This is a genomic window from Corallococcus sp. CA054B, from assembly GCF_003611625.1.
GTDB lineage: Bacteria > Myxococcota > Myxococcia > Myxococcales > Myxococcaceae > Corallococcus > Corallococcus coralloides.
The window spans coordinates 1-24,465 of record NZ_RAVY01000027.1 but is presented as its reverse complement, the minus strand read 5'-3'; the positions used below and the strand labels follow the sequence as shown (position 1 = coordinate 24,465).

At 70.1% G+C, this 24,465-nt stretch carries 21 protein-coding genes and 1 pseudogene; 12 read left to right on the top strand and 10 right to left on the bottom strand.

The window, feature by feature from the left end:
* The first annotated feature begins 28 nt into the window (after positions 1–28).
* Together D7V80_RS09660 and D7V80_RS09655 are read left to right on the top strand one after the other, a co-directional pair.
* Entirely contained in the window at positions 29–622 is a 594-nt protein-coding gene (locus D7V80_RS09660) for a nucleoside triphosphate pyrophosphatase (RefSeq protein WP_120587877.1), read from the top strand.
* A complete protein-coding gene (locus D7V80_RS09655) occupies positions 619–1,287 on the top strand; it encodes a YggS family pyridoxal phosphate-dependent enzyme (RefSeq protein WP_120587876.1) in 669 nt (222 codons plus the stop codon). Before D7V80_RS09660 ends, D7V80_RS09655 begins: the two co-directional genes overlap by 4 nt.
* Before the next feature lie 8 nt (positions 1,288–1,295).
* On the opposite strand, the gene D7V80_RS09650 is transcribed toward D7V80_RS09655, so the two are convergent.
* Positions 1,296–1,514, bottom strand: coding sequence for a hypothetical protein (locus D7V80_RS09650; protein WP_014398194.1), 219 nt, complete (start codon positions 1,512–1,514; stop codon positions 1,296–1,298).
* Positions 1,515–1,807: 293 nt separating this feature from the next.
* Here D7V80_RS09650 and D7V80_RS09645 point away from each other — a divergent pair, with 293 nt between their 5' ends.
* From D7V80_RS09645 to D7V80_RS43850, 6 genes and pseudogenes are all read left to right on the top strand, one after another.
* Positions 1,808–2,617: a DUF3108 domain-containing protein gene (locus tag D7V80_RS09645; protein WP_120587875.1), complete on the top strand. Its 810-nt coding sequence runs from the start codon at positions 1,808–1,810 to the stop codon at positions 2,615–2,617.
* A gap of 36 nt (positions 2,618–2,653) precedes the next feature.
* Positions 2,654–4,339 (top strand): DUF4091 domain-containing protein, encoded by a 1,686-nt coding sequence (locus D7V80_RS09640; RefSeq protein WP_120587874.1) that lies wholly within the window; start codon positions 2,654–2,656, stop codon positions 4,337–4,339.
* A 25-nt stretch (positions 4,340–4,364) separates the two neighbouring features.
* Complete coding sequence (locus D7V80_RS09635) at positions 4,365–5,342, top strand: DUF3108 domain-containing protein (protein WP_120587873.1); 978 nt, start codon at positions 4,365–4,367, stop codon at positions 5,340–5,342.
* Positions 5,343–5,500: 158 nt separating this feature from the next.
* Positions 5,501–5,746 (top strand): hypothetical protein, encoded by a 246-nt coding sequence (locus tag D7V80_RS09630; protein WP_120587872.1) that lies wholly within the window; start codon positions 5,501–5,503, stop codon positions 5,744–5,746.
* Positions 5,695–5,967, top strand: a complete 273-nt coding sequence (locus tag D7V80_RS09625; RefSeq protein ID WP_120587871.1) for a hypothetical protein — start codon at positions 5,695–5,697, stop codon at positions 5,965–5,967. The genes D7V80_RS09630 and D7V80_RS09625 overlap by 52 nt, the downstream gene beginning before the upstream one ends.
* A 179-nt stretch (positions 5,968–6,146) precedes the next feature.
* A pseudogene (locus D7V80_RS43850) lies at positions 6,147–6,572 on the top strand (di-heme oxidoredictase family protein); the annotation flags it as partial.
* A gap of 154 nt (positions 6,573–6,726) precedes the next feature.
* Here the strand turns inward: D7V80_RS43850 and D7V80_RS09615 are convergent.
* The 7 genes from D7V80_RS09615 to cysS all read right to left on the bottom strand — a co-directional run bounded on the left by D7V80_RS09615 (position 6,727) and on the right by cysS (position 16,820).
* Positions 6,727–7,077 (bottom strand): hypothetical protein, encoded by a 351-nt coding sequence (locus tag D7V80_RS09615; protein ID WP_120587870.1) that lies wholly within the window; start codon positions 7,075–7,077, stop codon positions 6,727–6,729.
* Positions 7,078–7,291: 214 nt separating this feature from the next.
* The gene (locus D7V80_RS09610) at positions 7,292–8,713 is read right to left on the bottom strand and encodes a hypothetical protein (RefSeq protein ID WP_120587869.1); all 1,422 of its coding nucleotides are present in this window, start codon (positions 8,711–8,713) and stop codon (positions 7,292–7,294) included.
* A gap of 61 nt (positions 8,714–8,774) precedes the next feature.
* Positions 8,775–9,293, bottom strand: coding sequence for a DUF507 family protein (locus D7V80_RS09605; protein ID WP_014398200.1), 519 nt, complete (start codon positions 9,291–9,293; stop codon positions 8,775–8,777).
* A gap of 138 nt (positions 9,294–9,431) precedes the next feature.
* Positions 9,432–11,372 (bottom strand): excinuclease ABC subunit UvrC, encoded by a 1,941-nt coding sequence (uvrC, locus tag D7V80_RS09600; RefSeq protein WP_120587868.1) that lies wholly within the window; start codon positions 11,370–11,372, stop codon positions 9,432–9,434.
* An 11-nt stretch (positions 11,373–11,383) separates the two neighbouring features.
* Positions 11,384–13,549: an excinuclease ABC subunit UvrB gene (uvrB, locus tag D7V80_RS09595; protein WP_199738471.1), complete on the bottom strand. Its 2,166-nt coding sequence runs from the start codon at positions 13,547–13,549 to the stop codon at positions 11,384–11,386.
* Positions 13,550–13,628: 79 nt separating this feature from the next.
* Complete coding sequence (locus D7V80_RS09590; RefSeq protein ID WP_120587866.1) at positions 13,629–15,305, bottom strand: M28 family metallopeptidase; 1,677 nt, start codon at positions 15,303–15,305, stop codon at positions 13,629–13,631.
* Between the two features lie 45 nt (positions 15,306–15,350).
* Positions 15,351–16,820, bottom strand: coding sequence for a cysteine--tRNA ligase (gene cysS, locus D7V80_RS09585; RefSeq protein ID WP_120587865.1), 1,470 nt, complete (start codon positions 16,818–16,820; stop codon positions 15,351–15,353).
* 128 nt (positions 16,821–16,948) lie between these two features.
* Here cysS and D7V80_RS09580 point away from each other — a divergent pair, with 128 nt between their 5' ends.
* On the top strand, positions 16,949–18,493 hold the full coding sequence (locus tag D7V80_RS09580; protein ID WP_120587864.1) for an FHA domain-containing protein: 1,545 nt from the start codon (positions 16,949–16,951) through the stop codon (positions 18,491–18,493).
* Positions 18,494–18,961: 468 nt separating this feature from the next.
* Here D7V80_RS09580 and D7V80_RS09575 read toward each other — a convergent pair whose 3' ends face one another.
* Positions 18,962–19,456 (bottom strand): CarD family transcriptional regulator, encoded by a 495-nt coding sequence (locus D7V80_RS09575; protein WP_014398206.1) that lies wholly within the window; start codon positions 19,454–19,456, stop codon positions 18,962–18,964.
* A gap of 338 nt (positions 19,457–19,794) precedes the next feature.
* Here D7V80_RS09575 and D7V80_RS09570 point away from each other — a divergent pair, with 338 nt between their 5' ends.
* Positions 19,795–22,107 (top strand): DNA internalization-related competence protein ComEC/Rec2, encoded by a 2,313-nt coding sequence (locus D7V80_RS09570; RefSeq protein ID WP_233585234.1) that lies wholly within the window; start codon positions 19,795–19,797, stop codon positions 22,105–22,107.
* On the top strand, positions 22,107–22,367 hold the full coding sequence (locus D7V80_RS09565; protein WP_014398208.1) for a hypothetical protein: 261 nt from the start codon (positions 22,107–22,109) through the stop codon (positions 22,365–22,367). The genes D7V80_RS09570 and D7V80_RS09565 overlap by 1 nt, the downstream gene beginning before the upstream one ends.
* Positions 22,368–22,376: 9 nt before the next feature.
* On the opposite strand, the gene D7V80_RS09560 is transcribed toward D7V80_RS09565, so the two are convergent.
* Positions 22,377–23,582, bottom strand: a complete 1,206-nt coding sequence (locus D7V80_RS09560) for a carbohydrate-binding family 9-like protein (protein WP_120587862.1) — start codon at positions 23,580–23,582, stop codon at positions 22,377–22,379.
* Positions 23,583–23,767: 185 nt separating this feature from the next.
* Here D7V80_RS09560 and D7V80_RS09555 point away from each other — a divergent pair, with 185 nt between their 5' ends.
* Positions 23,768–24,403: an outer membrane beta-barrel protein gene (locus tag D7V80_RS09555; RefSeq protein WP_014398210.1), complete on the top strand. Its 636-nt coding sequence runs from the start codon at positions 23,768–23,770 to the stop codon at positions 24,401–24,403.
* The last annotated feature ends 62 nt before the right edge of the window (positions 24,404–24,465 follow it).

Sequence of the window (24,465 nt, the reverse complement as noted above, 5' to 3'; positions counted from 1 at the left end):
GCGAGCGCGAAACCTCCCGCACCCGCCCATGGATCCAACCGCTCGCTTCGTTCTCGCCTCCGCATCGCCCCGGCGCAAGGATTTATTGGCCCAGCTGGGCCTTCGCTTCACCGTGGCGGCGGCGGATATCGATGAAACGCCGATGGCCGGAGAAATTGCGTCGAAGTACGTGCTCCGGCTGGCCGAAGAGAAGGCCCGCACGGTCGCCGCCCGACACCCGGACGCATGGGTGCTGGCCGCGGACACCACCGTGGCCCTGGGGTCGGAGCTGCTCGGCAAGCCCCGGGACGCGGCGGAGGCGCGGCGGATGATCGCCCGGCTGTCCGGCCGGATCCATGAGGTCTTCACCGGCATCGCGGTGGCGGGCCGCGCCCAGGGGTCCCAGGTGGTGCGCACGCAGGTGACCTTTCGCACGCTCTCGCCAGATGAGATTGCCTGGTACGCGGAAACCGGCGAGCCCCTGGACAAGGCGGGCGCCTACGCCATCCAGGGCAAGGGCGGCTTCCTGGTGCAGGGCATCGAGGGCAGTCACTCCAACGTCGTGGGCCTGCCCCTGGGAGAGACGCTGGCGCTGCTCCAGCGCGCGGGCATGCCGCTGCCCTGGACGGAGGGTCAGCGATGAGCAGCGTGGCGGAGAACCTGGCGCGGGTGCGCGAGCGCGTGGCGAAGGCCTGCGCGAGCGCGGGGCGGCCGGAGTCGTCGGTGACGCTGGTGGCCGTGTCCAAGCTCAAGCCCGCGGCGCTCATCCGCGAGGCGTATGCCGCGGGCCAGCGCGACTTCGGCGAGAACTACGCCCAGGAGCTGCGGGACAAGGCCGAGGAGCTCAAGGACCTGGAGGGCCTGCGCTGGCACGCCATCGGGTCGCTGCAGACGAACAAGGTGAAGTACGTGGCCCGCGTCGCGCACGCCTTCCACGCGCTGGAGCGGCTGGACGTCGCCAGGGAGCTGTCCAAACGGCGCGAGGGGACGGCTCCCCTGCCCTGCTACGTGGAGCTCAACCTGGGCGGCGAGGACACCAAGCACGGCCTCACGCCGGACGCGCTGGCCGGCTTCCTGTCGCAGGTGCGCGAGCTGCCGAACCTCCAGGTGGTGGGGCTGATGGCGCTGCCGCCGCCCACGGACGACGTGGCGCGGATGCGCGAGGGCTTCGCCCGGCTGCGCGAGCTGGCGCGGTCGCATGCGCTGACGGCCCTGTCCATGGGCACCACTCACGACTTCGAGCAGGCCATCCTGGAGGGCGCCACCGTCGTGCGCGTGGGCACCGCCATCTTCGGCGAGCGCGCCTGAAGCTCCGCTCACAGCTCCCGGAACCGCACCCGCCCCTCCTGGTTGATGAGCGCCTTGTACTCACAACCGCAGTAGTTGCAGCGCACCTCGTCCCCGTCGGTGAACGTCTCGTCCACGGGGTTGTTGGCGTTGCAGCCGGGGCAGTCGAACTCCTTCAACACGCGGCTGCCGCTGGCGCCTGACTCCTTGGCGAAGTCGTCATCGTCGAACTGGAAGTCGTTGGCCATGGGCCCGGACGCTAGCACCGGGCATGGCGTCCGGGGGTGCCCTGCTGGGCATCCAGGCGGGCGCGCGGGACTGTCCGCCATTTGTCAGGGGCCCTTGCGGGCGTGTACCCCTGCGGGCCGCCATTTCCGTCCCCTGTCAGTCTTTCGCAGGCGCGTCAGGAGGGCGGCCGGACGGCTTTGAATGCTGTCCCACGGCCGTCCGTCCTGGAAATGTCCGGTGGCGGGGGCGGTTGCGCAGCACGGTTGGCTTGGGCGGGCCGGCCACCTAACTTGCAAGCAAGGGAGCACACCCGATGCGCAGTCTGTCCAGGTGGGGGTTCACGGCGGCGGCGATGGTGGGACTCATGGGGTCCACGCTGGCGCATGCCCAGGAGCCCACCGGCACGGCGTTCGGCCCGGGTGAGCAGGCCCATTACCGGGTGCGCTATCTGGGGCTGACGGCCGGCACGGCGACGGTGACGGTGGGCGCGCCCATGACGCAGTGGGGCCAGAGCGTGTGGCCCATCGTGTCCACGGCGAAGTCGGACGACCTGGTGGGCGTCTACCCCATCAAGAGCCGCTTCGTGTCGTACTGGAACGCGGGCAGCCAGCGGGTGGCGGGGAGCGACCTGCACTCGGAGGAGAACCGCAAGCGCCGCCGCCAGCGCATCCAGCTCACGGCGGACGGGGCGGGCGCGAAGGTCATCAAGCAGAAGGAGAGCGACGCGCCGCGCGAGTCCGAGCACACGCTGCCCGAGGGCACCATGGACGTGGCGGGCGCGACGTTCGCGCTGCGCGGCCAGGAGCTGGTGGTGGGCCGCTCCTATGCGTACCCGGTGTTCACCGGCAGCAAGCAGTTCACCATGAGCGCCACGGTGGAGGGCCGCGAGACGGTGACGACGCCCGCGGGGGCTCGGGACACCTTCAAGGTGCGCGTGCGCACCGACTTCGGCGGCAAGCTGGAATCCAAGCGCGACATGGTGGCGTACCTCAGCGCGGATGCGCATCACGTGCCGGTGCGAATCGAAGCGGACTTCGCGCTGGGCACCGTCGTGGCGGAGCTGACGGATTACAAACCGGGCCGCGTGGTGGCGGTGGCCCGGGCGGACAACTCGGTCGACTGAGAGGCGTCGTCCGCCAACCAGGGGAAGGCAGGGGGCATGGGCGTGGGTTGGGCATGGGCAGTGGCGGCGGCGCTTTCCGCCGCGCCGGGCGGCGTGCAGGTGGTGTCGCCGCTGGTGAAGGTGCGGCCGGACGCGACGCCCAGGGGTGCGAAGGAGGCCCGCCTCAGCGCGGCCCGGGGTGAATGCGAGGGCACGCAGCTGGTGCTCCCCCAGGGCGTGACGCGCGTGACGATGAAGCCCCTGGCCCTCAAGGGGCCGGGCGCGCCGCTCACCGTGGACGCGTGGCGCGAGGCCTACCTGGACGTGAAGACGCCCTCCAACGGCGAGGGCAGGACGGGCCCGTGGCCCGACGCGCTGGTGCCCCTGTCCGCGCCCGCCAATCCCAGACATCCGACGGTCGTCTACGTGGAGGTCTGCGTCCCGGCGAAGCAGGCCCCGGGCACCTATACGGGGAGCCTGAGCGCGGCGGTGGATGGCAAGGAGCTGCCGGCCGTTCCCTTCAGCGTGGAGGTGCAGCCCTTCGAGCTCCCCGCGACGTCGTCCTTGCCCAACAGCTTCGGCATCTCGCTGTACAGCATCGCGAAGGGGCACCGCATTTCGGCGGAGTCGCCGGAGGCGAAGGCGCTCCTGCGCGAGTACGGCAAGACGCTCCTGGAGCACCGCGTGAGCGCGCACGGCATGGGCATGGACCCGCCGCCGGTGAAGTTCCAGGACGGCCGCGCGGTGCTGGACTGGACCGCGTACGACGCGGAGATGGCGCCCTTCCTGGATGGCAGCGTGCTGCCCTCCGGCGCGCGCTTCACCACGGTGGACGTGCGTGACAACCGCAAGGCCTCCACGGACGCGGAGAAGTCCGCGTACTACCGCGCGTTCCAGAAGCACTTCGCGGACAAGGGCTGGAAGGCGCAGCTCTTCTTCTACGCCAAGGATGAACCCAAGCCCGCGGACTTCCCGCTGGTGAAGGCGCAGTCCAAGCGCGTGCGCGACGCAGGGGCGGACATCCCGGTGCTCGTCACCACGTCGTTGAACCCGGCGCTGCTGGGCTCCGTGGACATCCTCACGCCCATCATCAACTGCTTCTACCCGCGCGAAGGGCCGCAGACGTGCCACCACGTGGCCAACACCGCGACCGCTCGCACGAAGCTGGGCTCGCGCGCGAAGGTGTGGTGGTACCAGAGCTGTATGGCCCACGGCTGCACGGGCGGCCCGCCCGAGGACAAGGCGCTGGACAAGGCGTACAGCGACTGGGCCTCGTACATGGTGGACCACCCTGCCCCGCTCAACCGCGCCATGGGGCCGCTGGCCTTCGAAAGCGGCGTGGACGGCGAGCTCTATTTCGACACCGTCTTCGCCTACAACACGAAGAAGGATGTCTGGGCGGACCTCTTCGAGTTCGGCGGCAACGGCGACGGCACCCTCTTCTACCCGGGCACGCCCGCGAAGCTGGGGGGCACGGAGCACCAGCCCGTGGTGTCCCTGCGGCTGAAACACATCCGTGACGGCCTGGAGGACTACGAATACCTGCGCCTGCTCACCTCGCTGGGCGATGGCGCTTTCGCGAAGGCGGCGGCGAAGCGGCTGGCGAAGTCCGGTTACGAAATCTCGCGCGACCCGGCGGAGTGGGAAGCGGTGCGCAAGGAAGTGACCGAGCGCATCGTGAAGCGTCAATCGGCTGAACAAGCAAAGCGCTCCGGACGTCGGACTTCCGGGGGAACCCCGTAGTCACTCCCCCCTGGGAGGAAGCAGAATGAAACCCATGCGCACCCTCGTCGCGGCCTGCCTTGCCTTCAGCGCCCTTGGCGCCATCCCGGGTCAGGCCCAGGAGGCCCCGCCCCGTCCGTTGAACATCCAGCGTCCACCCATTTTCCCGGCGGCGGACCCCTCCGACCCGGCGAAGCCCGCGGCGAATGCTGAGAACACCGGGGACGCGTCCTCCACCGCGGCCCCCGACGAGCCCGTCGTCGCGGTGAAGCCGTGTGAGCAGGGCCTGCCCGCGCTGCGCTCGCCGCTGGCCTTCAAGCCGGGGGAGCTGCTCGAGTTCGAAATGGACGCCATGGGCGCGAAGGCGGGCAAGCTCACCATGCGCGTGCAGCGCCCCGCCAACGGCGCGCTGCCGGTGCTGGTGGAGGCGCAGACGAACACGCTGTTCTCCAAGGTGCGCCGGGTGCGCGGCAGCGCGACCAGCTACCTGCACCCCAAGACGCTGCGCCCCTCGCGCTACACCGAGGAGGCCGTGGAGAACGAGCAGCGCCGCAAGGTGAACGTGGACTTCGGCGCGCAGGACAAGAGCGTCAAGGTGGACTACCAGATTGGAGACCGCCCCAAGGGCCACTTCAACTACGCCTTCGACAAGGACGGCCTGGACGTCGCGGGCGCCATCTACCTCATCCGCCAGCTGCCCCTGAAGAAGGACCTGCCGGTGTGCTTCGACGTGTACGGCATCCGCCGCATGTGGCGCATGACGGCCACCGTGGTGGATCGCGAGCACGTGTCGCTGCCCCTGGGCGAGTTCGACGCCTGGCACCTGGCCGGCACCGCCGTGCGCCTGGACCGGCCCTCGCAGACGCGCGACGTGCACGTGTGGATCACCGACGACGACCGCCGCCTCCCGCTGGCCGCCGTGGGCGCCATCGACCTGGGCGCGGTGCGGCTGACGCTGTCCGGCGTGAAGCGCCCCGGTGAAAAGCCCATGGAGGCGCAGGGCAAGGAAGATCTCAAGTGGTGACGCGGGGTTGAACCCCGCCCCAGGCCCGCCTCCCTCTGGGAGCGCGGGCTTTTCATTGACCGCGGACTGCTTCCCTCCGCGGTCCGCGCCGACGAGGGCCGCATCGGGGAGAACGAGAAGGACCGCGTCCTGACGGTCGGCTCAGTTCCAACACGTGGATGGCCACGGGCCTGCAGCAGCGCTTCGAACTGGTGCGCGCGTCGGACCTGGCGGCGGTGGTGCGTGCGGACGTGCGGCGCTTCGAGGGCTTCAACTTCGGCGTGTCCGCGTACTACGGCGGCACCACGCGCGACCGGTCCAAGCCGGACCTCGTGAAGACGTGTGACGACGCGAACCCCAACGTGGTGGCGCCGTGCGGCTCCGTGAGCGCGCCCTGTTCATCGCGGACGCGCACCTGTCGGTGAACCGCGACCGGTGGCGCGCGCACGCGATGGTGATGTTCGGCCACCTGGGCAACGTCGCGGCGGTGTCCGCGCGCAACGCGCGTCTGTCCAACCTGCTCAACGCGCTGCGCACGCCGGTGGCCGACAACGCCCTCTCCGCGTGGGGCGAGCTTGGCTACGCCATCTCGCCCTGGATGGGCTGGACGGCAACCCCCGCTTCGAGCGCACCGTCTACACGGTAGGCACCCGCTACACGCTCGCGGGCTCGCCGTGCTGAAGCTCGACTTCAGCCAGCGCCGCATGGGCAGCGCCGCCTTCCGTCCGGAGAACGCGCTCCGGATGTCGACGGGCTTTGTCTACTGACTCCTCTCCTCGACTGTCTCAACCGCTGTCGCAAGAGTAAGGCATTGAAGGCACACCCATGTCCTCCCGCTCCTTGAAACTGCCCCTGTTGGTTGGCGGCGCGCTCCTGATGGGCGCCTGTGGCGATGACGGCGACACCCGGCTGGAGTCGTTGGATCAGCAGCTCGTCGTGAACTTCGCCGACAACGTGGTGGTGCCCACGTACAACCTGCTTGCCACGCGCATGATGGAACTGGACGCGGCGGTGAAGCGCGGCGAGGCGAAGTTCAAGGACCTGGGCTGCGTGACGTGCCACCGCGACACGCTGAAGACCGGGGAGTACCCCGTCGCTGAGCTGTCGCATCAACGCATCCACCCGTACACGGACCTGCTGTTGCACGACCTGGGCGCGGGCCTGGCGGATGGGAACGCCACCGGTTCCGAGTGGCGCACGGCGCCCCTGTGGGGCCTGGGGCCGACGCAGACGGTTCTTCCGTACTCGGGCGACCTGCACGACGGGCGGGCCCGGACGTTGGAAGAGGCCGTGCTGTGGCACGGCGGGCGGCGAGGCGGAGCGGGCGCGGGAGGGGTTCCGCGACCTGTCCGCCAGCGACCGGGACGCGCGGGTGCGCTTCCTCCGGTCGCTGTAGCGCCCGGGCTCAGCCGTGGCGGATCATCCCGGCGGCCTGCGACAGGCGGCGGCGCAGCTGCGTCACCACCTCGTGCAGGTCCTCCAGGCGCTGGAGCACGTGCAGGTTCTCGCCCGCGTTCATCAGGGCGACCGGCGTCAGCGTCTCGCGGTGGAGGGCCAGGAGCAGGTCGTAGAAGTGCGCCTGCACGTCGCCCAGGGCATCCAGGCCTTCACGGAGGTCGTCCTCCACGAAGTCCAGGAGGACGGTGGCGTCCTCGCGAGCCGGCAGCGTCCGGGCCAGCCGCTCCACCGCCCCGCGGACAGGGTCGGTACGGCGCAACATCGCGGGGGTGGCGAGGGCTGCGACGGGAGGGGGCATGCTCAGGACGCTACAGGCCCGTAGCGCCCGGTCAATTTTCCCACCCCCTGCCCGCCGGTGCGAAGGGGCGCCCCGTCAGAGGCGCGCCGCGCGAACCTGTCCGACTGTCGGACAGGTTTGAATCACGCCGGCCGGGCAGGTGGACAGCCTCCCTGGCCGGACCTGGCGCCGCGCCCCATTCCAGTCAGGGTCGCGGCGTCATCGCGGCGCTCCCTCAGCGCGCGGGCCCCGCGACACCGCCTGCCGGGGCCGGGGCCGCCGCGGGAGCCGCGGCGGGCGCGGCGTTGGCCGGGGCCGGGGTGGCCGGCAACGCAATGCCCGGCGAGGCGTTGAGTGGCGCGGGCGTTCCCACGAGCGGCGTCGGCGCGCCGGTGTTGAGCGGCGCGGGCGTGCCCACGAGGGGCGGCGTCGGTGTGCCGGAGGCCTGCGCCAGCGGCGGCACCGTGGCGAGGATGCCCGGGCTCACCTGGGTGGTGCCCAGGAAGTTGTTGAAGTCCGGCGCGGACATCTGAGGCGCGGTGAAGCCCCCCACGGACACGCCCGCCACCGTCGGCGGCGTGGCGAAGGTCCCCTGCCCCACCGGGGCCGGGGAACCCGGCGACACGCCCGACACCACCGGGGGCGGATTGGTCGGCGCCGCGGGCGTGAAGGTACCGCTGAACGTCGTAGGCCCCTCCGCGGGCAGCGCGGTCGCCGAAGGCAGGGTGGCCGGCGTCCCCACCGTGCCGCTCCCCGTGGCCACCGCCGAGGTAGGAGTCGTGCCCGTCGTGGTCGCGACGCCCGTCGTCCCCGCCGCGCCGCTGCCTCCCGTGCCCTGCGCGAAGCGTGGCGCGGACATGGGGGCCACCGCCGCCGGGAACGCCGTGGGCAGCACCGGCGTCAGCGTCCCGAGCGCCGAGGGCAGCTCCCCCGTCGTGGGCACCACCGCCAGCGACGGCACCCGCGTCCCCTCCACGTCGATGGACACGTTGTCGTAGAGGAACTGGATGAACCCGCGCGGCTCCGCCTGCGGCGGCAGGTTCCACACCACCACCACCAGCTCCGTGTCCCCCGGCCGCGCTTCGCGCAACAGCCGCGTCGTGTCGTCATCCGAGTACGTGCCCGCGTCCAGCGCCGACGCATGCACCAGCGCGGAGTCCGTCAGCAGCGTCCCGTTGCGCCACACGCTGCCAATGCCCCAGACGGCCATCGCCGCGTGCGCACGCGTCGTGGCGCGCCAGCCAATGCCGGTCTCACCGTAGATGGGCGTGCCCATCAGCACCCCGCCCTCGATGAGGTGCGGCGGCGGTGGAGGGAGCGGCCCGGCGGGCGCCCGGGACATCGCCTGAACGGGCGGGAAGCCCGCTTGCGTCAGCTCCACGCGGTACTCGGTGCCGCCCACGCGCAGGCTCGCGGAGAGCTGCGCCTTGTCGCCGAAGGTCGCGTTCGCGACGCCGATCCGGTCCTGCACGGAGAGCGACGCCCGCCCCGTGCCGCGCTCGGTCAGGTCACCGAATGGAAGCGTACCCTGGAAGAAGTAACCGTCCGGCTGCTCGGTCCTCGCGCTGGCCTCCCGGCCCTCGAACGTGACCCCATCGCCCCCTGGCGCCGCCGCCAGGACACCGGACAGCAAGATGCTCGTGATTGGACCCGCCATCGACGCTGCCTCCCTTGTACTTGAAGGTAGGCAGCGGAGCGGGCCGTGGCACGCCCCGGGACTAAATCAGACCGCGGGCGCGGCGGATCTGCTCGACCGTCTTGTTGTACTCGATGTCGAAGGCGCTCGTACCTTCCTGCAGGTGCTTCAGCCGCGAGCGGGCCTCCCGGTCGATCTCGTCATCGACGTCCAGGTGCTTCTTCATGCCCTGGAACATCTTCTGACGCAGCACGTTGTCGGGGGAGTAGACCTCCTCGACGTTCCGGCTGATGAGGAGGAACTCAATCATCTGGTTGATGACGTACTCGATGCCCTCGTCCCCCATCTTGAAGCCGCGCACGTCCGCCATCTCGCGCTTCACCTGGTTGAACTTGGAGTAGTCATATCCCCGACGCTCCAGGGCCTCGCGCGTCGCCTGGTTCACACGCTCTTCGTTGGCGAGGTACTCGCGCATGATGGCGGAGAGATCCATCTCGGCGTCGGCCACGCGCATCGGCTCCACCTCGATGTCCCCGTCCTGCATGAGCTGCTGAATGGCCTCGCGCGAGATGATCGGGATCACCTTCGGATACAGCCTCATGTCGGTCCCTCGTCCTCTTCAAACGTGCTCGGATCTTCAACCGCTATAAATCAGCGCCGAGCATGGTCGCAATGAAAAACCCTAGGAACGTCGCGGGTTCCAGCGGCCAGTCCCCCCGGCGTCCGAAGCGGAACTTAATCATGCCGCACCGGGTGGCGACCCTCCATCCGCTTTTTCGTGCACGGGTTCGGAAGCGTCATCCAGGGACGCCTCGCGCACGGGGTCCTCGGTGTCGTCCTCGGGGTCGCCATGCAGGCCCGCGTGGACGCGCTCGGCCATCGCCGGGCCCACGACCTCGGTCAGCTCCTCGATGCTGGCCTCGCCCACCCGCTTGAGAGAACCGAAGTGGCGCAGCAACATCTTCCGCCGGCCTTCGCCCACGCCGGGAATGTCCTCCAGCGCCGAACGCAAGGAACTCTTGCGCATGGATTTGCCCTGGAAGGTGATGGCGAAGCGGTGCGCTTCGTCCCGCATGCGCGTGAGCATGAACATTTCCGCTGAGTTCTGCGGCAGGACGATGGGGTCCTTGCGGCCCAGGACGAAGACGCGCTCGGGGCTCTTCGCGCTCTCCGCGTCCCGGTCGAAGACCTCCTGATCGCGGCTCTTGGCCAGGCCCACCACGTCCACGCCCTCCACGCCCAGGTCCTTCATGGCCGCGTGGGCGCTGGCGAGTTGGCCCTTGCCGCCGTCGATGACGAGCAGGTCCGGCAGGTCGTTGTCCTCCAGGCCGCGCTTGAGCCGCCGGGTGATGACCTCGTACATGCTGGCGAAGTCGTCCTGCTTCTCCACCGTCTTGATCTTGTATTTGCGGTAGCGCGACTTGTCCGTCTCCCCGTCCGTCACGGCCACCTGCGACGCCACGATGGAGGAGCTCTGGAAGTGGGAGATGTCGTAGCACTCCATGCGGCGCGGGAAGTTGCGCAGGCCCAGCTTGGACTGGAGCCGTGACAGGACCGTGTCGGTTTCGTCCTTGGTGCGCTTTCGCTCCACGAACGCCTGCTCCGCGTTCTTCACCGCCATGTTCACCAGCTCGTGCTTCTCCCCGCGCTTGGGGACGAAGACGCGCACGCGCTCACCCTTGCGCTCCGTGAGCAGGGCCTCCAGGCCGTCGGTGCCGTCGCCGGGCTCCAGCGGCAGCAGGACCTCCTCGGGCACGAAGCCGCCCTGGTCGTAGTAGAGGTTCACGAACGAGGCGAGCAGCTCGTCGTCCGGGAACTCCTGGCTGCCGAAGGGGAAGGCCTGGCCGCCGTTGAGCCGGCCCTGACGCACGTGCAGCACGTAGAACAGGATGCGGTCGCCCTCGCGGAACAGGGCGAACACGTCCTGATCCTTGAAGTCGGTGGTGGCCACCTTCTGGCGCTCCAGGCTGCGCTCGATGGCGAGCAGCTGGTCGCGCACCCGCGCGGCCTCCTCGAACTTCAGCTCCATGGACGCGCGCTTCATCCGCGCGCGCAGCCCTTCGATGAGCTGCCCCGCCTTGCCCTCCAGGAACATGGCCACCTCGTCCACGCTCTTGCGGTACTCCTCCGGAGGCACCGGATGGACGCACGGGGCCGGGCACCGTCCGATTTGATAGAGCAGGCACGGCCGCTTGCGGTTGGCGAGCACGTGGTCCGTGCAGGTGCGCAGGCGGAAGAAGCGGTTGATGAGGCGCAGCGTTTCGCGGATGGCGCCCGCGCTGGAGTACGGGCCGAAGTAGCGCGCGCCGTCCTTCTCGTACTTGCGCACCACCTCCAGCCGGGGGAACGGCTGGGTGCGGTCCAGGCGCAGGGAGATGAACTGCTTGTCGTCCTTGAGCAGGACGTTGAAGCGCGGCTTGTGCTTCTTGATCAGCTCGTTTTCAAGAAGGAGGGCCTCCTTCTCGTTGTGGACGAGCACCGTCTCCAGGTCGCCCAGCATCGTGTCCAGCAGGGACACGAAGACGCGGGTGTCGCCGGAGCGGTTGAAGTAGCTGCGCACGCGGCTGCGCAGGTTGATGGCCTTGCCCACGTAGATGATGGTCCCGCGCTTGTCCTTCATCAGGTACACGCCGGGCTCGGTGGGCAGCGCGTCCAGCTTCTCCTGCAGCCGGATGTCCATGGCGGGCCTCGCTAGTTCTTGCGTGACCGCGAACGGGCCGCGGGCTTGGACGCCCCAGACGCGCCAGAGGAAGCGCCACCCGACGAGGAGGGACGCCCGCGTCCCCGCCCCTTCTTCGGCGTGGTGCCGGGCAGGTCCACCGCCTTGGGCGGCGCGCGCAGCAGCGAGCGCGAAGCAGGCTTGAGCCCCAGGTCCATGTCCTTGAGCAGCTGGACGCGGTCGCGGAACTCGGCGGCCTTCTCGAACTGCATCTCGTCCGCGGCCTTGAGCATGTCCGCGCTGAACTCCTTGATGAGGCGCTGGATCTCCTTGGGCTCCAGGAGGTCGTTCTCCCCTTCCGCCGCCATGGGCAGCGCGCCCGCGCCCGCGTCGTAGTCCGGGATGTTCTCCGTGAAGTCGGTGATGTTGCTCTTCACCGACCGCGGCGTGATGCCGTGCTCCAGGTTGTACGCGCGCTGGATGTCGCGGCGGCGCGCCGTCTCCTCCATGGCGCGCTTCATGGAGTCGGTCATCTGATCCGAATACATGATGACGCGCCCGTTCACGTTGCGCGCCGCGCGGCCAATGGTCTGGATGAGCGACACGTGGCTGCGCAGGAAGCCTTCCTTGTCGGCGTCCAGGATGGCCACGAGCGACACCTCCGGGATGTCCAGGCCTTCACGCAGCAGGTTGATGCCCACGAGCACGTCGAACTCGCCCCGGCGCAGGTCGCGGATGATGGCCATGCGCTGGATGGCGTCGATGTCCGAGTGCAGGTAGCGGACCTTCACCCCCACGTCGCTGTAGTACTCGGTGAGGTCCTCCGCCATGCGCTTGGTGAGCGTCGTCACCAGCACGCGCTCGTTGCGCGACACGCGCACGCGGACCTCTTCCAGCAAGTCGTCCACCTGGTTGCCGGCGGGGCGCGTCTCGACCTCCGGGTCGGTGAGGCCGGTGGGGCGGATGATCTGCTCCACCACCACGCCCTTGGACTTCTGCAGCTCGTACTCGGCGGGGGTCGCGGAGACGAAGACGGCCTGGGGGACCATCTCCTCGAACTCGACGAACTTCAGCGGCCGGTTGTCCAGCGCGCTGGGCATGCGGAAGCCGAAGTTGACCAGCGTCTCCTTGCGGGCGCGGTCGCCGCGGTACATGGCGCCAATCTGGGACACCGTCTGGTGGCTCTCGTCGATGAGCACCAGCAGGTCGCGCGGGAAGTAGTCGATGAGGCACGGGGCCGCTTCCCCCGGCGCGCGCCCGGTGAAGTGGCGCGAGTAGTTCTCGATGCCGTTGCAGTAGCCGACCTGTTCGATCATCTCCAGGTCGAACATGGTGCGCTGCTCCAGCCGCTGCGCCTCCAGCAGCTTGCCCTCCGCCTTGAACTTCTGGAGCTGTTCGGCCAGCTCCTCGCGGATGGTGCGCATGGCGTTCTGGCGCGCGTCGGCGCCGGCGACGTAGTGGCTGGCGGGGAAGATGACGATCTTCTCCAGCTGGCCCAGCGTCTGGCCGCGCAGCGGGTCGAACTCGGTGATGCGCTCCACCTCGTCGCCGAAGAAGCTGACGCGCACGGCGCGCTCTTCCTCGTAGGCGGGGAACACCTCCACGGTGTCGCCGCGGGCGCGGAAGGTGCCGCGGTGGAAGTCCAGGTCGTTGCGCTCGTACTGGGCTTCCACCAGCCTGCGCATGAAGCCGTCGCGGCCCATCTCCTCGCCCACGGCGGCGCGGATGGCCAGGTCCACGTAGCTGCGCGCGGCGCCCAGGCCGTAGATGCAGGACACGCTGGCCACGATGATGACGTCGTTACGGGTGCGCAGGCTGTGCGTCGCCGAGTGGCGCATCCGTTCGATGTTGTCGTTGATGGACGAGTCCTTCTCGATGAAGGTGTCCGTCGACGGGACGTAGGCCTCGGGCTGGTAGTAGTCGTAGTACGAGACGAAGTACTCGACGGCGTTGTTCGGGAAGAGCGCCTTGAACTCGCCGTAAAGCTGCGCCGCCAGCGTCTTGTTGTGCGCGATGACCAGCGAAGGGCGCTTCACGTTGGCGATGAGGTTCGCCATCGTGAACGTCTTCCCCGAGCCGGTGACGCCCAGAAGGGTCTGGTAGCGGTCGCCGCGAAGCAGGCCCTCGGTCAGCTCCCCGATGGCCCTTGGCTGGTCGCCCTGCGGCTTGTGCTCACTGACGAGTTCGAAGTCCGGCATGGAGGACAGATCTAACATCCCCGCTGCCTGTGTACTGAACCTTCGTGCATGTCCGTCCAACAAAGGACGGGGCCCCCTCCTACTTCGCGGGCGGGGCCTTCAGTGCCTCCAGGGACTTCAGGCGAGCGGCCTCGAACTCGTCCCCCTTGTTCCACACCGGCATGGCCGGGGCCTTCGCCACCTGGGCGCCCACGAGGAAGAAGAGCCGGGTGTCCTCCACGGCGCCGGACAGGTCCCACTCCGGGCGGACCTCGTCGGAGGGCTGGTGGTAGTGCTTCGCCTCCCACTGGCCGCGCTGCTGCTTGCCCCAGCCCTCCGGCCGGCCGATGAAGTCCATGCCGCTGCCGAAGTAGGCGGCGGGGATGCCCTGCCGCGCGAAGTTGAATTGATCCGAGCGGTAGAAGAACCCGCGGTCGGAGAGCTGATCCGCCTTCACCGTGCGCCCTTGCGTCTTCGCCATCGCGGTGACGAAGGTGTCCAGGGACGACTTGCCCAGGCCGATGACGGTGATGTCGCGCGTGCGGCCCAGCACGTTGCCGCCGTCCACGTTGATGTTCGCGGCGATGCGGCCCGGGGGCATCGGAGGATGCGCCGCCAGGTACGCGGAGCCCAGCAGGCCATACTCCTCCGCGGCCACCGCGGCGAAGAGGATGGAGCGGCGCGGCGGCGTGGGCAGCGCGGTGAAGGCGCGGGCCACGGACAACATCGAGGCCACGCCGGCCGCGTTGTCCAACGCGCCGTTGTAGATGACGTCCTCGCCGGGCTTGCCGTCGTCCTTCTTGCCCAGGTGATCATGGTGCGCGCTGTAGAGCACCACTTCCTTCGCCAGCGTGGGGTCGCTGCCGGGGAGCAGGCCCAGCACGTTCGCGGTGGGCCGGCGGCGCACCTCGTTGGTGAGGCCCAGGGACACCTTCACGCCCAGCGGCACCGGGCGGAAGTCGCGCTTCTGGGCGGCGGCGCGCAGCGCGTCCAGGTCCTGCCCCGCGAGCTTCATCACCTGCTTCGTGGCGTCCTCGGTCGTCCAGGCCTTCACCTGGAGGCGGGGCGCGTCGCCCGCGGGCAGCTCGAACTGCTCGCCGGTCCACGACGTGCGCACCACCTGCCACGGGTAGCCCGCGCTGGGCGTGGTGTGGATGATGATGGCGCCGGCCGCGCCCGTCTTCGCCGCCTGCTCGTATTTGTAGTCCCAGCGGCCGTACCAGAGGCGCGCCTTGCCGCCGAAGAGGCGCGGGTCGTCCTCTGGATCATTGTTGAGGATGACCAGCGTCTTGCCCTTCAGGTCCGCGCCCTTGAAGTCGTCCCACTGGTACTCCGGCGCGACGATGCCGTAGCCCACGAAGACGAGCTCGGACGCGTCCAGCTTCGCCTCCGGCGCCTGCACGCCGGACACGGCGATGAAGTCCTCGCGCGGCTGGAGCTCCACGCGGCCCGCCTTCGCCTGGAAGGTCATGGTGCCGGGGCGGCTGTGGATGCCCATCAGGTCGAAGCGCTGGAAGTAGCTGCCGTCCTCGGCGCCCGGCTTGAGGCCCAGGCCCTCGAGCTGCGTGGCGATGTACTCCTGCGCCAGCGCGTCGCCGCGGGTGCCAGGGCCGCGGCCTTCCAGCAGGTCGCTCGCGAGGAAGCGCACGTGCGCGCGCAGGAGGTCCGCGGTGATGGCCTGTTCGGCCGTCTTCTCCTGCGGCGTGACGGTGGGCGCGCCCGCCGCGAGAACGGACGCCGAGCACAGCGAGACGAACAGCGCTGGGAGGAGCCTCATGGGCCCGTGCGTAGCATGGCCGCACGGGCGCCCCCCAGCGGGTTTTCAGGAGGCCGGTGCCGCCACCTTCCAGGAGGTGCCGGCAGGCGTGTCCATGATGTCCACGCCCAGGGTCTTGAGGGCGCCTCGCACTTGGTCCGCCTTGGCGAAGTCCTTCGCGGCGCGCGCGGCGGTCCGCTCGGCGAGCAGGCGCTCCACCTCCGCCACGTCGATGCCCCGCTCGCGCACCGCGCGGTCGCGGCGGCGCAGGAGCCACGCGCCCGGGTCGTCCTCGAAGAGGCCCAGGACGCGGGACGTCTCGCGCACCTGCTCGCGCAGGGCCTGGAGCGTGCGGCCCACCAGCGGCTTGTCCTTCACGGGCGGCTTGTCGGCGAGCTCGTTCATGAAGCCGAAGAGCCCGGACAGCGCGCCCAGCGCGCCCGCGGTGTTGAAGTCGTCGTCCATGGCGGACTCGAACTCCGTGAGGAAGCGCGCGGGTTCACCGTGCAGGGGGCCCTTGCCGAAGTCCTTGCCCGCCACGCGCTCGTCCACCTTGCGCAGCGTTTCGTAGAAGTACTCCATGCGCCCTTCCGCGTCCTGGAGCGCCTTCTCCCCGAAGTTGAGCGGGTGGCGGTAGTGCGTGGAGAGGAAGAAGAAGCGCAGGGCCTCCGCGTCCACCTTGGCGAGCGCGTCGCGCAGGCGCACCACGTTGCCCAGCGACTTGGACATCTTCGCGCCTTCCAGGTCCAGGAAGCCGCAGTGCATCCAGTACTTCGCCATCGTCTGGCCGGTGGCGGACTCGCTCTGGGCGATCTCGTTCTCGTGGTGGGGGAAGATGAGGTCCAGCGCCCCGCCGTGGATGTCGAACGTGCGCCCGAGGAACTTCTCGCTCATCGCGGAGCACTCGATGTGCCAGCCCGGACGGCCCTTGCCCCACGGGCTGTCCCACGACGGCTCACCGGGCTTCGCCGCCTTCCACAGCGCGAAGTCCAGCGGCTCGCGCTTGAGGTCGCCGGGCTGCACGCGCTCGCCCTGGCACAGGTCGTCCAGGTTGCGCTTGGACAGCTTCGCGTAGTCCTCGTCCTTGTCCACGGCGAAGTACACGTCGCCCTTCGCCTCGTAGGCGTAGCCCTTGTCCACGAGCGTCTGGATGATGGCGACGATCTCCGGAATCGTCTCGCTCACGCGCGGGGACACGTCCGGTTCGCGCAGGTGCAGCGCGCGGGCGTCCTCGCGGAAGGCCTCCACGAAGCGCGAGGCCAGGTCCACGGGCGCCTCGCCCGTCTCGTGCGCGGCCTTGATGATCTTGTCGTCGACGTCCGTGTAGTTGCGGACGTACGTCACCTTGAAGCCCCGGTAGCGCAGGTAGCGGACCACCACGTCGAACGACGTGAAGGTGCGCGCGTTCCCGATATGGATGTAGCTGTAGACCGTGGGCCCACAGACGTAGACCTTCACTTCGCCGGGCACGAGCGGCTCCAGCGGCTCCTTCTGCATGGACATCGTGTTGAAGAGCCGGATGGATGGGGGGGCCACGGTGGAAGGTCCTCCTTTGGGAACAGGGCGGGCGCGGCACTTGCGCAACGCGATACACACTCTAGGATCCCGGGTCCCACACAGGCCAGCACTTGGCGTTGGAAGCGTCGGATAGGGAGAATCGCCGCATGGCTCCGCCGAATCCGAAGCGTCCGCCGCGCCCTCCCCGCCCTCCAGGGCAGCAGGCGTCGTCGGATGACCCGTCGGAGGAGCTCCCGTTCGACGACGACGAGGTGGCGCCCCTGCAGGCGGATGATCCGCGCCCGCAGCGCGTGCCCCAGTATCCGGCGGGCCCCCGGAAGGCGAAGCGGCGCGGGCCGGGTGAGCGAAACCGGTCCGACCGCGAGTTGTCGCCCCGGTATGACTGGGCGATGGAGTACTCGGATCCGGGCCTGACGCCCGCGTTCGTGTACGTGGAGCGCGGACCGGGCGCCGGGCAGCTCGTGCCGCTGCACCAGGGTTCCATCACGCTGGGACGGTCCTCCACGTCGGACCTGCGGCTCCAGCATGCGTCCATCAGCCGGCGCCATGCGCAGCTGACCCGGCGGGGCAACGCCTTCACGGTGCGCGACCTGGGCAGCCAGAACGGCACGTTCGTCAACCGCCTGCGCATCAAGGGCGAGGTGGAGCTCCAGCCCGGGGACGAGCTGAGCCTGGGCAACGCGACCTTGCGGCTGCGCGGTTCGGGGGCCGGGCCGACGATGAGCCGGACGGCGCTGGATCCGCTGCGGCCTCGCACGGCGAAGCGGCGGCTGAACGGGGTCGCCGTGGCGGTGGCCGCGGCGGTCGTGGGCTCCGCGGCCGCGGCGTTGATCAGCATGGTGGCCATGCGCATGGGGGACCGGACTCCCGCGAGGGCTCCGGCGGAAGGTGCGCCCACCCAGGCCCCCGGAACTCCGGCGACGCCCGCGAAAGAGGCCCAGGAAACCGAGGCGGCAGCACCCGCGAAGGAGGCCACTGGCGTTGGTGGGGAGACGCCCGCGAAGGGTTCGAATGACGGGAGCCCGGGAGCGGCGAAGGTCCTCAGTGCTTCGGACATCGCGCGAAGGGCTCCGTCGGGCCAGCTGACTCCGAGTGCCTCGGACATCGCTCGTGGCTTGCATCCGGGCACCGGGGCGACCACGAAGGACGCGGCTCCGAGCGCCCTGGGGGACGCGAAGGGTACGGGGACCGCGAAGACGGGCGAATCCCATCCGGGCGCTTCGGTCGTTGCCGCGTCCGGGAGGAAGACGATTCCCTCGACCGAGCCGTCAGGGGCTCCGGACGAGGGCCAGCGCGCGGACATCCTCGCTCGCTACGAATCCGGTGACGTCACCGGAGCGTTGGCCCAGGCGAAGCGCGCGAACCTCGCACCCCTGGTGCAACAGCTCACCCGCTTCCAGACCGCCGAAGCCACGGCCCGGGCCGCCCTGGTGCAGCAGGACCGGCCCCAGGCGCTCGATGCGCTCAGCGCCGCCGTGCGGGCGGACCAGGAGCTGTCCCAGGGCTGGAGCCGCCAAGGGGCCAGCCTCCGCCGCCAGCTCGCCGGGCTGTACGTGCGCACTGGCCAGGACGCCGTTCGAGCTCAGCGCTTCGCCGACGCCCGCGCGGCCTTCACCGCCGCGCTCCAGCACGACGCCGACAACAGCGAGGCCCGCTCCCAGCTCGCGGCGCTCGAAACGCAGGCGCCTTGATGAGCGGTCCCGCCGGGCGCCACGGATGCGGGCCGTTGCGCCTGGCCTCCTGACATCCATCCCTGACGCCCATCGCCCTTCCCCGATGCGGTTCTCCAAAACCTGTCGGACAGTCGGACAGGTTTCCGCGGCTCGGTCGGGGCGGAGGCCCTCCGGCCCTCGGGGCTCCAGAACTTGTCCGACTGTCGGACAGGTTTCCGCGGCTCGGTCGGGGCGGAGGCCCCCAGCTACGGCGCTCCCATCCGGTCCGACTGTCGGACAGGTTTCCGCTGCCCAACTGACGGGGCGCCCCCGGCTACGGCGCCCCGAACCTGTCCGACAGGTTCGTGCGGCTCGGAGCACAGGGGGTCCGAAGAGGCCTGGCGCGTGCCGGGCTCCGGAAACACGACGCCCCAGATTCCATCGAGGGAACCCGGGGCGCGGGGTGCGAACGCGACGGCCACGGGGGCCTTCGCGTCACGCGGGGACTCAGGCGAGGTTGAAGATCTTCTTCAGGTCGGACTCGACCTCTTCCTCGGAGCAGTCCTTGGCCAGCGACAGCTCCTTGATCAGCAGCGAGCGCGCCGTGTCCAGCATCTTGCGCTCGCCGAACGACAGGTCCTTGTCGCCCTTGAGCAGGTACAGGTCGCGGAGCACCTCGGCGATCTCGAAGACGGAACCCGTCTTGATCTTCTCCATGTACTCGCGGTACCGGCGGTTCCACGTGGTGGAGTCGACGGAGATGTCCTTCTCGCGGAGGATGGAATAGACCTGCTTGACGTCCTCTTCGCTGATGATCTCCCGGAGGCCGACCGACCCGACCTTGTTGATCGGGATCATGATCCGCATCCCGTTCTCCAGGATGCGCAGCACGTAGAACGACTGGCGCTGCCCGGCGACCTCGGTGTGCTCGATGCCCATCACCTCACCGACGCCCTGGCCCGGATAAACCGCCTTGTCACCAGTCTTGAAGCTGGTCTGCACTAACTGCCTCCTTGGAGAAAGCTTCGACCCCGGCCTTCACGCCCACCACTACTACCACAAACCACATCCACGGGCAACGAAATCGCCTTGACCACCCGATGACAGCCGCACTACGGTGTCCGGTTTTGTGTGCGGTGTCGCTCGGTGTGTGAGCGTCGCGAGACGGACGGGGCGGTGGGTGGGGGTGGGTGTTGGTTCGTTATGCGTGGCGCGACCTGGGTACGCGTCCGTTGTTCTTTCCAGCGCTGAGCCTCTTGCTCGGCGCCCTTTGGCCAACCGGAACAGAGAGCTTCGCCGGGGTATTTCTCCTCTGCGCGCTTTGTCTGGGAGGGTTGGGCATGGCGCTCGGCCCGTTGCCTGGAGCGCACCTGGCGGTGCTCGGCGCGCTGGCCCTGACGGGCGCGGGGCTCTCCTCCCTGGAGGCGCGGGTCGACATCCCTCCCTCTCTCAAGGAGGGTGGCAGCGCGGTCCTCGAAGGTGAGCTGGAGCGCGTGGAGCGCTTCGATGGCGCCGTGAGACTGCGGCTCGCGGTGGCCCGCGCGGGGTTGCGGCAAGAGCCTCCCACCGCCGCCCGTTTCCGCGTCAGCCTTTCCGGACGGGGTGAACGTCTGGAATTGCACCCCGGGCAGCGCCTGCGGGTGGAGGCGCGGCTCGTGCCGGATGCGCCTCCTTCGAATCCAGGTGAGCGGGACTTCTCGTCAGCGCGGCGGCGGCAGGGCGTGGCCTTCACGGGCGGCTTCGTTCCGGGGCGCGTGCTGGCGCTCTCCCCTGCCCCCTCATGGCGGCTCGCGCTGGAGGACGTGCGCGGGCGGCTGACGACGGCGGTGCAGGGGGTCGCGCCCTCGGCGGACGCGGCGGCGCTGTTCCTCACGCTGGCCGCCGGGCAGCGCGCGGACCTGGATGCCTCCTGGGAGGACGCGTTCTCGCGGGCAGGGCTCGCACATGTGCTCAGCGTCAGCGGGCTGCATGTGGCGGCGCTCGCGCTGATGACGCTCGCGCTGCTCAGGCGGGGGCTGGTGCGGCTGGGTGGACGCTCGCGGACGCTGGAGGCACGGCGGTGGGCGGCTCCGGCGGCGGTGCCCTTCGTCTGGGCCTATGTGGTCTTCACGGGGAACCAGGCGCCCGCGGTGCGCTCGGCGGTGATGGCCTCGGCGGTGCTGCTGGGGCTGTCGCTGTGGCGGCGCGCGGATGGGCTGAATGGCCTGTCGCTGGCGGCGCTGGTGCTCGTGGTCTGGACGCCTTCCAGCGTCGTGGACCTGTCGCTCCGGCTGTCATTCCTCGCGGTGCTGGGGCTGGTGCTGCTGTCGCCCGCGCTGCGCGAGGCCCTGCCCCTGGACCGGCCGGCACCATCCGAGCCCCGAGTGCTGAAGCGGTGGGCCGCCCAGGCGCGTGAGACCGTGGCGCAGACGTTGTGCGCGAGCGGCGCGGCGACGCTCGTGGGGTTGCCCGTGGTGGCGGCGGCGTTCGGCCGGGTGAGCCTGGCGGGGCTCGTGTCCAACATCGTCGCCCTGCCCCTGTGCGGCCTGCTCACCGGGCTCGCGGCGGGCGGCGCGGCCCTCTTCGTCGTGGCGCCAGTCGTGGCGACGCCGGTGCTGTGGGCGGGCGCCTGGGCGTCGGAGCTCCTCCTCGTGCTGACGCGGGGCTTCGCGGCCGTGCCCTTCGCGGCGGTGGAGGTGCCGGGCCTGGGGCCGTGGCTCGGCGGGGCGTACGCGCTGGGGCTGGGCGCCTGGGCACTGGGGGCGGGGCGCTGGCGATGGCTGGGCATGCTCGTGCCTGGGGCCGTGCTGGGCGCACTGCTGCTGCCCGTGCTCGCTCCGGAGCCCGCGCTGCGGATCACCTTCCTCTCCGTGGGCCAGGGGGACGCGGTGGTGCTGCGCTCCCAAGGCCACCACGCGTTGGTGGACGCGGGCGGCGTCCCAGAGGGCGCGGATACCGGAGAGCGGTTCGTCCTGCCCTTCCTCAAGGCCGAGGGCGTGTCGCGGTTGGATCTCACGGTGCTCTCCCATCCGCACCCGGACCATGCGCTCGGGCTCGTGTCGACGCTGGCCCAGGTGCCCACCGAACGCCTCTGGCTGTCCGCAGGGAGCGCGGATGGGCCGCTGTCCCGGCGGATCCTCTCCGCGGCGAAGGGAGCCACCGTGGAGGAGGTGGAGGTGGGGCATCCCGCGTTCGTCCTGGGCGAGGCGACGCTGGAGGTGCTGGGGCCGCCCGTGGACCGGGAGCTGATGGAGGGCGCGAACGACCGGAGCGTGGTGCTGCGCGTGCGCCACGGCGACGTCACCGTGCTGCTGGCGGGCGACGTGGAGGCGGACGGCGAGGCCGCGCTCGAGGAGTCCCTGGGCCCGGTGACGGTGTTGAAGGTGCCGCACCATGGCTCGCGCACGTCGTCCACCGCGACGCTGCTGGAGCGCACCCGGCCGCGTCACGCGGTGTTCTGCGTGGGCCGGCGCAACCGCTATGGGTTCCCCCATCCGGAGGTGGAGGCGCGCTACCGGGCCCTGGGCACCGAGTGCTGGCGCACCGACCGGGACGGGGCCATCACCCTGGAGAGCGACGGCGAGGACGTCCGGCTGGTGTCCTTCCTGCCGCGCGTGGATTCCGCGCCGCCCCCCGTTGCCGGGAGTGGGGGGCAGGCCCAGCTTGAGCGGTGATGATCTCCGACGACCTCGACCTCCGGCAGCTCACCACCCAGCTCAAGGCCCGCCTGGGCCCTGGCGAGCCCGTGGGCTACCTGCGCGGCAAGTCCCTCATGCGCGACCTGTTGCTCGACATGAGGGAGAACCGGTTCTCCGAATTGGAGGCCGAGGAGCTCGTCGACACGCTGGAGGCCCGGGGCTTCGTGCGCTTCCTGGGCGATCCGGCGGAGCGCTCCGTGGCGGACGCACCGTGGGACATCTCGCCCCACGCCTGACGCGCCGGCCTACTGGAAGACGAGCCACCCGAAGCGCGGCAGCGCGTGGAAGTCGCCGATGAAGAGGGGCGAGAAGGACTGGCCCTCCACCTGCCGGCGGTCGTGGTGCTCCAACCGGTACAGGTTGAAGCGCCAGCGCTCACCCGGCTGGGGCGGAATGTGCGGCACCTCCGCGAGCCGGTTGAACGGGATGGCCATCTCCACCGTCCAGCCCTCATCGCGGTCGGACGCGTCATCCAGCGTGCCGCGCACCTTCACCGCCGTCTTCATGCCTGAGTCCCAGGAGCGGTCCATGCCCTGGCGCCGCGCAGGGAAGTACGCGTCGAAGATGACGTTGTGGGGAGACACCTGCAGCTCGTTGTACGTGCGCCCGTCCGCGTTGGCGTCGAGGAACACCTCCACGACCTCCTGCTCGTAGATGGAGTCGTCGCGGTTGCGCATCGTGCCCCAGATGTCCGGGTCCTCCACGTCGAAGGCCACGTACAGGTTCGCGTCGTCGTAGACGAGGCGCGCCTGGGTGCGCAGCCGCACGGGCCGGCCATCGAAGCTGCCCGCGAGCGTCACCGGCTTCGCGCCCTTCCAGGCCTCGTCGTCCAGCGCGCCGTCGACCACTGGCGCCTTCTTCACGCGCGTGACGGCGTACTCCGGCAGCGCGGGAGGCTCACCGCCCAGGAGCGGACCGCGCATGCGGTTGCCCCCCAGCTGCATGCGCGGATCATCCACCGCGAGCCGCTCGTCGTCCTTCCAGAAGCCCAGCACGAGCCGTGCGGGCGTGGCGGGCATGGTGACGGTGTGCACGTCCTCCAGCACCCGGCCCACGGGCCAGGTCTCCAGCGGCGCGGCGCCGTCCTGGAACTCGTGATCCGCGTTGGCCAGCATCTGGCCGCTCTCCGGATCCACCACGTGCGCGAAGAAGTGGAAGCCCCGGGGCGGCGGGCGCACGGCCTGGAAGTAGTGTGAAATCCGCACCGGCTGCCCGGGCGTGGCCTGCTCCGGCGTCACGCGCGCGCCAAGGTAGACGATGGCGCCTCCGGCGAAGGTGGCGCCGCTGCGGAAGGTGAGCCCCTCCGGGGCCGCGTCGAGCGTCCGCAACGTCGTGGGCGCGGGCAGCTTGGGCGTGCGGTGGGCGGGGCCCGCCTGTTCATCGCGGCAGGCGCCACCCACGAACAGGACGGAGGACAGCAACGGGACGAGGGCAAGGGAGCGGAGGCGCATCGAAGGCGCGGAGTCTACCCTTCCCGTCTTCCGGGAAGCGTTCTTCCTCGGGTGGGGCAGCGCGCTTCCAATACCTGGGCAACCCGTCCGCAAGGGAGGGCGGCCGAGCCAGCGGGCCCCCGGGGGCCGGTTGGCATGGACGAAAGTACACCCCACTTTTCGCTCCAACACAGGGAGGGGACCACATGAGCAAGGGATTGTTGGCTGGCGCGGCGGTGGTGACGGTGTTGGCGGCGGGCTCCGCACAGGCGGCTTCGACGGAGCTGCGCAGGTCGGCGGACATGCGCGGCCTGACGTTCCTCGTGGGCGGCGGTGTGGAGGGCTACACCAGCGGCCTGCGCGACCAGATTGATCCAGGCCTGGCCTACGGCGTGACGGTGGCCATCAAGCCGACGAACGTGCTGGGCCTGGAGCTGGGTTACACGGGCGCCATCAGCAACTTCAACGACAGCCGCGTGCTGGCGACGGACACCAGCGGACCGGACATCGTGCGCAACGGCGCGCAGGCGGCGGTGACGCTGGGCCTGACGGCCACGCCGCTCCAGCCGTACGTCATGGGCGGCCTGGGCCTGAGCCGCTACAACGTGCGCTCCGCCGCCCTGGGCTTCCAGGACGACACGGTGGGCAACGTGCCGGTGGGCGCGGGCCTGCGCCTGCACATCGGCAGCTTCACCGCGGACGCGCGCGTGAACTACAACTTCCTGTTCGACCAGGAGTTCGCGCTCACCGTGCCGCCGTCCGACGTGGACCTGGGCGGCGACGAGACGTTCAGCAGCGGCGGCCGCTACGTGGGCACCATCAACCTGGGCGCCACGTTCTAGCCAGAAGCGATGGCCACCGCCGTCCCGGCCTCCGGACATGGGGGGCCGGGGCTGGATGGGGC

Bases quoted from the DNA above. Each gene is read 5' to 3' on its own strand.
- D7V80_RS09645 (WP_120587875.1), top strand. From the start codon at position 1,808: ATGCGCAGTCTGTCCAGGTGGGGGTTCACGGCGGCGGCGATGGTGGGA.
- uvrC (WP_120587868.1), bottom strand. From the start codon at position 11,372: ATGGACATCCGGCTGCAGGAGAAGCTGGACGCGCTGCCCACCGAGCCC.
- D7V80_RS09640 (WP_120587874.1), top strand. From the start codon at position 2,654: ATGGGCGTGGGTTGGGCATGGGCAGTGGCGGCGGCGCTTTCCGCCGCG.
- D7V80_RS09580 (WP_120587864.1), top strand. From the start codon at position 16,949: ATGGCTCCGCCGAATCCGAAGCGTCCGCCGCGCCCTCCCCGCCCTCCA.
- D7V80_RS09650 (WP_014398194.1), bottom strand. From the start codon at position 1,514: ATGGCCAACGACTTCCAGTTCGACGATGACGACTTCGCCAAGGAGTCA.
- D7V80_RS09610 (WP_120587869.1), bottom strand. From the start codon at position 8,713: ATGGCGGGTCCAATCACGAGCATCTTGCTGTCCGGTGTCCTGGCGGCG.
- D7V80_RS09615 (WP_120587870.1), bottom strand. From the start codon at position 7,077: ATGCCCCCTCCCGTCGCAGCCCTCGCCACCCCCGCGATGTTGCGCCGT.
- D7V80_RS09570 (WP_233585234.1), top strand. From the start codon at position 19,795: ATGGCGCTCGGCCCGTTGCCTGGAGCGCACCTGGCGGTGCTCGGCGCG.
- D7V80_RS09660 (WP_120587877.1), top strand. From the start codon at position 29: ATGGATCCAACCGCTCGCTTCGTTCTCGCCTCCGCATCGCCCCGGCGC.
- D7V80_RS09605 (WP_014398200.1), bottom strand. From the start codon at position 9,293: ATGAGGCTGTATCCGAAGGTGATCCCGATCATCTCGCGCGAGGCCATT.
- D7V80_RS09555 (WP_014398210.1), top strand. From the start codon at position 23,768: ATGAGCAAGGGATTGTTGGCTGGCGCGGCGGTGGTGACGGTGTTGGCG.
- D7V80_RS09560 (WP_120587862.1), bottom strand. From the start codon at position 23,582: ATGCGCCTCCGCTCCCTTGCCCTCGTCCCGTTGCTGTCCTCCGTCCTG.
- D7V80_RS09655 (WP_120587876.1), top strand. From the start codon at position 619: ATGAGCAGCGTGGCGGAGAACCTGGCGCGGGTGCGCGAGCGCGTGGCG.
- D7V80_RS09635 (WP_120587873.1), top strand. From the start codon at position 4,365: ATGAAACCCATGCGCACCCTCGTCGCGGCCTGCCTTGCCTTCAGCGCC.
- D7V80_RS09590 (WP_120587866.1), bottom strand. From the start codon at position 15,305: ATGAGGCTCCTCCCAGCGCTGTTCGTCTCGCTGTGCTCGGCGTCCGTT.
- uvrB (WP_199738471.1), bottom strand. From the start codon at position 13,549: ATGCCGGACTTCGAACTCGTCAGTGAGCACAAGCCGCAGGGCGACCAG.
- D7V80_RS09565 (WP_014398208.1), top strand. From the start codon at position 22,107: ATGATCTCCGACGACCTCGACCTCCGGCAGCTCACCACCCAGCTCAAG.
- D7V80_RS09630 (WP_120587872.1), top strand. From the start codon at position 5,501: ATGGCCACGGGCCTGCAGCAGCGCTTCGAACTGGTGCGCGCGTCGGAC.